General features: G+C 69.1%; 7 protein-coding genes and 1 pseudogene. 1 reads left to right on the forward strand and 7 read right to left on the reverse strand.

The features are described 5' to 3' along the window. Nucleotides 1-398: pseudogene (locus tag KH616_RS18050) on the forward strand (EAL domain-containing protein); the annotation flags it as partial. 58 nt (nucleotides 399-456) lie between these two features. Here the strand turns inward: KH616_RS18050 and bioB are convergent. The 7 genes from bioB to KH616_RS18085 form a co-directional block, all read right to left on the reverse strand. Further along, a complete protein-coding gene (gene bioB / locus KH616_RS18055) occupies nucleotides 457-1,509 on the reverse strand; it encodes a biotin synthase BioB (RefSeq protein ID WP_292248961.1) in 1,053 nt (350 codons plus the stop codon). A gap of 36 nt (nucleotides 1,510-1,545) precedes the next feature. Then, on the reverse strand, nucleotides 1,546-2,265 hold the full coding sequence (bioD, locus tag KH616_RS18060) for a dethiobiotin synthase (protein WP_292248964.1): 720 nt from the start codon (nucleotides 2,263-2,265) through the stop codon (nucleotides 1,546-1,548). Beyond that, nucleotides 2,262-3,443, reverse strand: coding sequence for an 8-amino-7-oxononanoate synthase (bioF, locus tag KH616_RS18065; protein ID WP_292248966.1), 1,182 nt, complete (start codon nucleotides 3,441-3,443; stop codon nucleotides 2,262-2,264). The genes bioD and bioF overlap by 4 nt, the downstream gene beginning before the upstream one ends. Then, nucleotides 3,440-4,786 (reverse strand): adenosylmethionine--8-amino-7-oxononanoate transaminase, encoded by a 1,347-nt coding sequence (bioA, locus tag KH616_RS18070; protein WP_292248969.1) that lies wholly within the window; start codon nucleotides 4,784-4,786, stop codon nucleotides 3,440-3,442. Before bioA ends, bioF begins: the two co-directional genes overlap by 4 nt. A 427-nt stretch (nucleotides 4,787-5,213) precedes the next feature. Then, entirely contained in the window at nucleotides 5,214-6,482 is a 1,269-nt protein-coding gene (locus KH616_RS18075; protein ID WP_292248972.1) for a CocE/NonD family hydrolase, read from the reverse strand. Nucleotides 6,483-6,588: 106 nt separating this feature from the next. Further along, nucleotides 6,589-7,026 (reverse strand): YchJ family protein, encoded by a 438-nt coding sequence (locus KH616_RS18080; RefSeq protein ID WP_292248975.1) that lies wholly within the window; start codon nucleotides 7,024-7,026, stop codon nucleotides 6,589-6,591. A 30-nt stretch (nucleotides 7,027-7,056) separates the two neighbouring features. Beyond that, the gene (locus KH616_RS18085; protein ID WP_292248978.1) at nucleotides 7,057-7,734 is read right to left on the reverse strand and encodes an SDR family oxidoreductase; all 678 of its coding nucleotides are present in this window, start codon (nucleotides 7,732-7,734) and stop codon (nucleotides 7,057-7,059) included. Nucleotides 7,735-7,821 lie beyond the last annotated feature (87 nt).

Genomic DNA, 7,821 nt, shown 5'->3' on the forward strand with positions numbered 1-7,821 from the left:
CGTTCGAACGGGCGGCGGAGCGTCTGGCGGCCGGCGAGCCGCTCGACGAGGTGTGCTGGAACTTCCTTGCGCTCGACGACGCGGCGCGCTGCTTCCTGCTCGATGCGCAGGGCCGGCAGGCGGGGCGCAACGTGGTGCTGCGCGCCGATCGCGCGGCGCGCGAGACACGCTTTTTGCCGTTGTCGGACGCGCAGGGCGCGAACTGGCTGCGGCGGCCGTATTTCCGCGCGGCGATCGCCGAACCCGGCCGCGTGCAGGTGACGCGGCCCTATCTGTCGATCAACGAGGCATTGCCATGCGTGACGCTGTCGATCGCGCTTCGCATCGGCGACACGCAGCGTGTGCTGTGCGGCGATATCGACTGGGGCGAGGACGAAGACATCGGGCCGTACGCGTGATGCGTACGGCCCGCTCCGGGTGCGCGGACGCCGCCGCGCTGGCGCGGCGGCTGCCGGCTTAGTTCGCGGCCGGCGTCCGGTCGCAGCAGGATGCGCTTTCCTGCGGAATCTGCTGGGCGCTGTCGGCATGTATCCCGAGCCGGGCGAACAGCTGACGGTCGCGTTCCGATTGCGGGTTGCTCGTCGTCAGCAGCTGATCGCCGTAGAACATCGAGTTCGCGCCGGCGAGGAAGCAAAGCGCCTGCATCGAATCGTCGAGCTGTTCGCGGCCGGCGGACAGACGCACCATCGCCTTCGGCATCGTGATCCGCGCCACTGCGATCGTGCGCACGAATTCGAACGGGTCGAGCGGCTTCACGTTCTCGAGCGGCGTGCCTTCGATCGCGACCAGGTTGTTGATCGGCACCGAATCCGGATACGGGTTCAGGTTCGCGAGCTGCGCGATCAGGCCCGCACGCTCGCGGCGCGATTCGCCCATGCCGATGATGCCGCCGCAGCACACGTTGATGCCCGCATCGCGCACGCGGTCGAGCGTGTCGAGGCGATCCTGGTAGCTGCGCGTCGAAATGATCTGGCCGTAGAACTCCGGCGCGGTGTCGAGGTTGTGGTTGTAGTAGTCGAGGCCCGCATCGGCGAGCTGCTTCGCCTGTTCGTCTTCGAGCATGCCGAGCGTCATGCAGGTCTCAAGCCCCATCTCCTTCACGCCGCGCACCATCTCGGTCAGCGCGGGCATGTGGCGCTCCTTCGGGTTGCGCCAGGCGGCGCCCATGCAGAAGCGGCTCGCGCCGTTCGCCTTCGCCGCACGCGCGGCTTCCAGCACGGCGTCGACGTCCATCAGCTTTTCCGCCTTCAGGCCGGTGTCGTGATGCGACGACTGCGAGCAGTAGCCGCAATCCTCTTCGCAGCCGCCCGTCTTGATCGACAGCAGCGTCGACAGCTGCACGGCGTTCGCGTCGAAGTGCTCGCGGTGCACCTGCTGCGCGCGGAACATCAGATCGTTGAACGGCAGCTCGAAGAGCGCCGCCACGTCGGCGACGCGCCAGCGCGGCGCGGCCGGGGCGGCCACGGGGATCGCATCGGGTTGCGCGGCGGCGAGCGGGGTTTGGGTCATGTCGGTCATCCTGGATTCGGGTAGGGAATGAGTGGGTCAACGCTGCGCGGCGCGCAGCGAGTCGACGAGCGCGGCGATATCGAGCATCGCCGCGGCGGATTCGGGGGCGGCCGGCGTCATGTGCGCGATGCGGCCGAGCAACGGCGCACCGTGCTCGCGCGCGAGCCAGTCGCGGATCGTGCCGACGTTCTCGTCGGCGAACGTCATCGCCGGGTCGACATGGTTCGCGACCCAGCCGGCGAGCGTCAGTCCGCGCGCGGCGATCGCGTCGGCGGTCAGGAGCGCGTGGCTGATGCAGCCGAGCCGCATGCCGACCACCATCACGACAGGCAGGCCGAGCGCGACCGCGAGGTCGGCGGTGTCGCGCGTATCGGTGAGCGGCACGCGAAAGCCGCCGACACCTTCGACGACGACGACGTCCGCCCGCGTGAGCGCTTCGCGATGGCACGCGACGATCGTGTCGATGTCGATCGTCACGTTTTCCTGCGCGGCGACGATGTGCGGCGCGGCGGGCGCTTTCAGCAGGAACGGCGTGCGCAGGTCGGGCGGCAGCACGACATTCGCGGCCGCGTCGAGCTGGTCGGCGTCCTCGTTATGCCAGACGCCGTCGCGCAGGTACGCGCCGGCGGCGACCGGTTTCATCGCGGCCGCGCGCAGGCCGTGGCGCGCCAGGCCGTACAGCAGTGCGGCCGAGACGAAGGTCTTGCCGATCTCGGTATCGGTGCCGGCGACGAACAGCGAAAGCGGTGAATTCATGCGGCCTCGCTGGCTTCGATCAGCGCCGCTTCGAGCCGCGCCAGATCTTCGAACGAATGGGCGGCCGACAGCGAGATGCGCAGCCGCGACGTGCCGGCCGGCACCGTCGGCGGCCGGATCGCGGGCACCCACAGGCCGTGCGCGTCGAGCGCGCGCATCGCGGCGAGCGTCGCCTCGTTGCTGCCGATCACGAGCGGCTGCACGGCCGTATGCGAATCGACCGGCTGCCAGCGCGTCTTGCGCAGCAGCGCACGTGTGCGTTCGATCAGTGCGGCGAGGTGCGCGCGCCGCGCATCGCCTTCTGCGCCGCCGATCACCGTGAGGCTGGCCGATACCGCATGCGCGACGGCGGGCGGCGCGGCGGTCGTGAAGATATAGCTGCGCGCACGCTGGATCAGCCATTCGATCACCGTCTCGTGTGCGATGACGAATGCGCCCGCGACACCCGCGGCCTTGCCGAGCGTGCCGACATAGACCAGGTTCGGCGAGCGCAGTGCGGCCGCCGCGAGCGCGCCGCGGCCTTGCGGGCCGAGCACGCCGAAGCCGTGCGCATCGTCGACGACGAGCCACGCGCCGTGGCGTTCGGCCAGCGCGACAAGCTCGGCGAGCGGCGCGATGTCGCCGTCCATGCTGAACACGGTGTCGCTCACGATCAGCTTCGTCTGCGCGTCCGATGCGTCGAGCAGTGCGGCGAGCGCGGCCGTGTCCGCGTGCGGGTAGATCTGCACGTTCGCGCGCGACAGGCGCGCGCCGTCGATCAGCGACGCATGATTCAGCGCGTCCGAGAAGATCGTCGCGTCCTTGCCCGTCAACGCGGTCAGCGCGGCGAGGTTCGCCATGTAGCCGGTGCTGAAGTACAGCGCGCGCGGCGCATCGGAGAAGCCGCCGGCGAACGCGGCAAGCTCGTCTTCGAGCTGCGCGTGCGCGCGCGAATGGCCGCCGAGCAGATGCGAGCCGCCGCTGCCCGAACCGTAGCGCCCGGCGCCTTCGCCGAATGCGGCGACGAGCGCCGGATGCGCGGCAAGGCCCAGATAGTCGTTGCTCGCGAAGCAGACGATCTCGCGGCCGTCGACCGTCATGCGCGCGTCGCATGCGGTGTCGGCGATGCGCCGCATGCGGCGCAACCCCTGGGCGTCGAGATCGGCGAGGCCGCGTTGCAGCGTGTCGAGCAGATTCATTGCGCGACCTCTTCGAGTGTCGCGTCGAGCGTGTCGCGCGTACGCGCGGCAAGCCACGCGATGTCCGCATCGTCGACGATGTAGGGCGGCATCAGGTAGACGGTCGTGCCGATCGGGCGCAGCAGCAGCTCGCGCGCGAGCGCCTGCTCGAAGAAGCGCCGCGAGAAGCCGCGCGCCGCGTCGCCTTCCAGCGCGACGTCGAACGCGAACAGCGTGCCGCGCTCGCGCAGATGACGTACCTGGCGGTGCGCGGCGAGCGGCGCGAGCGCATCGCGCATCACCGCGGACTTGCGCGCGTTGCTGGCCAGCACGTCGTCGCGCTCGAACAGGTCGAGCGTCGCGAGCGCTGCGCGGCATGCGAGCGGATTGCCGGTGTACGAATGCGAATGCAGGAAGCCGCGCGTCGTGTCGTCGTCATAGAACGCCGCGTACACGTCGTCGCGCGTCAGCACGAGCGACAGCGGCAGATAGCCGCCGCTGATGCCTTTCGACAGGCACAGGAAGTCCGGCCACACGCCGGCCTGTTCGCACGCGAAGAAGGTGCCGGTCCGGCCGCAGCCGACCGCGATCTCGTCGGCGATCAGGTGTACCCCGAATTCGTCGCACAGCGCACGCAACCCGCGCACATACGCGGGATCGTGCATCGCCATGCCGGCCGCGCACTGCACGAGCGGCTCGACGATGAGCGCCGCGATATGCGGGCCGCGTTCGACGAACAGGCGCCGCACATCGGCGAGCGCGCGGCCCGCGACGTCGGCGGCCGTCTCGCCCGGCAGCGCCTTGCGCGCGTCGGGCGACGCGACGACATGCGCGTGGCGGATCAGCGGATCGTACGCGTCCTTGAACAGCGCGACATCGGTGACGCCGAGCGCGCCGATCGTCTCCCCGTGATAGCCGTTTGCCACGCAGACGAATTCGCGCTTGTCCGCGAAGCCGCGATTGCGCCACGCGTGAAAGCTCATCTTCAGCGCGATCTCGACGGCGGACGCGCCGTCCGACGCGAAGAACGCATGGCCGAGCATGCCGCCGGCGAGCGCGGACAGCCGCTCGGCGAGCTCGATCGCGGGCTCGTGCGTGCAGCCGGCGAGCATCGCGTGCTCGAGCGTGTCGAGCTGATCCTTCAGCGCGGCATTGATGTCCGGATTCGCGTGGCCGAACAGGTTGACCCACCACGAGCTGATCGCGTCGAAATACCGGCGGCCGTCACGGTCGTACAGCCATGCGCCCGCGCCGCGCGCGACGGGGATGAGCGGCAGCCGCTCGTGGTGCTTCATCTGGGTGCAGGGGTGCCAGACCGCGCGCAGACTGCGCGCGACCCAGGCGTCGGTTGCTTGCGTACTCAAAACGGCTCCCGTACAAAACGCGCGGCCGCGGCATCGCGGCCACACCGGAATACGGCGATGCCCGCGGACGGCGGGCAGGCAAAACGCCAAAACGCGGTGAGATTAGCGTGTTCCGCGCATCGATGCACTAGCGGTTACAAAGGCCGCCAAGCCTTGCGGGGCGGGAGTTCGGAGCAGATCGGAGCGTCTGGCGGCCATACGGCCGCGATGTCCGGAAAAGCGCGCAGATGACGACGGCAGAGTGAGCCGACCCGACGGAAAAAAACGTGGGGCCGGGGCTGGCTGAGGCGGCGTTGAAAACGGGGAGCGAGTGAAGAGGTGCGGCGCAGCGCCGCACGGTTGCGCGCCGGGCACGGCGCGTCAACGCGCGGTGCTGCGCGGCCTGCGAAACAGGGCAAACGGGAATGGTGAGTCAGGGGCAGGGCGATCAGCGCGACGCGAGCGCGTGCGTGGCCGGTGCGTCGCCGCCGTGGCCGGTATCGTTGTCGGCGGTTTGCGACGCAGACGTATTCCACACGACCCGGTCGTTCACCGCATACAGCCGGCACGATCCCGCGTCTTGCTTGGCGCAGTTGTCGAGTGCGAGCGCCATCGGATCGTCGCCGCCTTCGGCCCACGACCACGCGCCTTCGTCCGACACGGCGAAGGCGCGGCTCGGATGCTGGCTCAGGAAGCGGCGATAGCCTTCGCGGCCGGCGTCGTCGACGAACGGCACCGCATCGACGGCGTCGATCGATGCGTAGCCGGTCGCCTTCGGCTCATGGGGGTTCGCGACCGCGTAGCGCACCGCGGTCGGCAGGTTCAGCTGGGCGAGGAACGCGCTGACGGCCGGCCACCAGACCGGCACGCCGTCACGATCGACGACCAGCCGGTGCGCATCGTCCTTGTAGCTGCCGTAGTCGATGAATTGCGTGCGCGTGCCGTGCGACGCGTATGCGTTGTGCATCCGCGCGACCAGCGCCGGCGTCCACACCGAGTCGTTGTCGCCGTAGAGCCACACCGACGGTACGGCCGTGTGCGCCCCGTACTTGTCGAACGCGTCGACGAGATTGCGCTGCCAGCCGTCGCAGAGATCCTGGCGCAGCCCGCCGGAGAAATTGAGGATGCCGCGCACGCCGGCCGCCGCTTCGGTGCCGTACGCGAGCGACACGAGGCCGCCGTGCGACGTGCCGGCCACCACGACGCGCGACGCATCGACATACGGCTGGTGCGCCATGTAGCGGATCGTCGCGTCGACGTCGGACGCTTGCGCGAGGCCGTTCTTCGTCACGTTGCAGCCTTCCTGACGATACGTGCCGCCGGAACCGGCGAAGCCTTGACGGTTCGGTGCGATCACCGCGTAGCCGCGGCGCACGAATTCGCGCGCGAACGCAAGCGGACGGCTGCGCGGCTGCTGATGGAGATCGCCGGCATTCTTGCCGTGATTGAACACGACGAGCGGGAAGGGGCCGGGGCCGTCCGGCTTGAAGAGCGTCGCTTCGAGCGTGACCGCGCCCGATGCATCGGCCGGAATGCGAACGATCTGCTCGTTCAGGTTGGACGCGACTTGAGGAAGGTTCGCATCGCTGTAATCGAAGCGCTCGGCGCGGGCGAGCGGCCCGCCGGCGGTATCGGCGGCATCCGGCAACGTGCCGGCCAGAGCGGCCGACAGCGCGCTGGCCGCCATCCATCCTACCAATACCTTGCTGAACGCCATTCGTTAGCCCTGCCTGCTACTCAACCCGATTCAGGCTCATCCTAGCCTGACAAATTTGGGTTGTGCAATGCAGTAATAACCCGGCGTCTGCCACAGCAAGTATTTGTCAGCGCTCGCTTACATCGCCGTCGACATAGCGCCAGATCCCATGCTCGTCCCGCGTGAAGCGGCTCGTCTCGTGCAGCCGGTATGCGCGGCCGCCGACCTTGTAGCGGGCGACGAACTCGACTACCGCGTGCCGCTCGTCGGATTGGGCATGGTGTTTGATCGCGAGACCCAGCCAGCGCGGCGCATCGGGTGCGGCCGGGTCGGCATCCAGATCGGCGGGACAAGTGCGCGCGTCCCATGTCGCACGCAGATAATCGGTCGCGCCGAGCACATACGCGCTATAGCGCGAGCGCATCAACTCGAGCGCGGTCGGGGCGGTTGCGCCGCCGTCGATGAACCGGCCGCAGCACGCGGCATAAGGGGGTGCCGGCGTCTTGCCGACCGTATCGGGAGACGCGCCGCCGCACGGGCACGCGTCGGGGCGGGACACAATCATGCGAGAAGTGAGTGAACGAGAAAAAGGGGGTTACCAGCTCAGCGCGATGCCGTCGTACTGGAAAAAGCAGCCGTTCATGCGCGCGACGTCGGCGGCCGCTTCGGCGATCACGTGCCGCATGCCGGTCACGCTCGTCTCCGGGTCGATCGCCGCCTGCGTGCCGCCCATGTCGGTGCGCACCCAGCCCGGATGCAGCGCGATGCAGGCCGCGTGCCGCGTCTGCAGCGACGCGATGCGCAGCACGTCGTTGAGTGCGGCCTTGCTCGCGCGATACAGCCAGCCGGTGGTGCCGGTCGCTTCGCTGATGCTGCCCATCCGGCTCGACACGACCGCGAGCACGCCGCGTGCGTCCTCGACGAGCGGCAGGACGAGCGGCAGCAACTGCATCGGGCCGCGCACGTTGGTGTGCATGACCGTATCGAATTCTTCGGCGCTGACGGTTTCGACCCCTTCGGTGCGCGGACCGTAGACGCCCGACACGATGACCGCGGCGTCGAGTTGCTCGCCGTCGAGCTTCCGGCCGAGCGCGGCGATCTGCCCGGGCTGCGTGATGTCGAGCGCATGCGTGTGCGCGCCGAGCGCGCGCAGTGCGGCGAGCGATGCATCGTCGCGGGCGGTGGCGATCACATTCCAGCCGTCGCGCCGGTATTGCCTGACGAATTCGCGGCCAAGGCCGCGCGATGCGCCGACGATCAGTACGGTTTTCATGTTTGCCACTCCTTGCGGTCGTTCAAGTCAGTTCGATACCCGTCGCGGTTGCCTCGCCGCCGCCGTGACTACCGCGAATGCCGCGTC

The organism is Burkholderia sp., assembly GCF_018375725.1.
GTDB lineage: Bacteria > Pseudomonadota > Gammaproteobacteria > Burkholderiales > Burkholderiaceae > Burkholderia.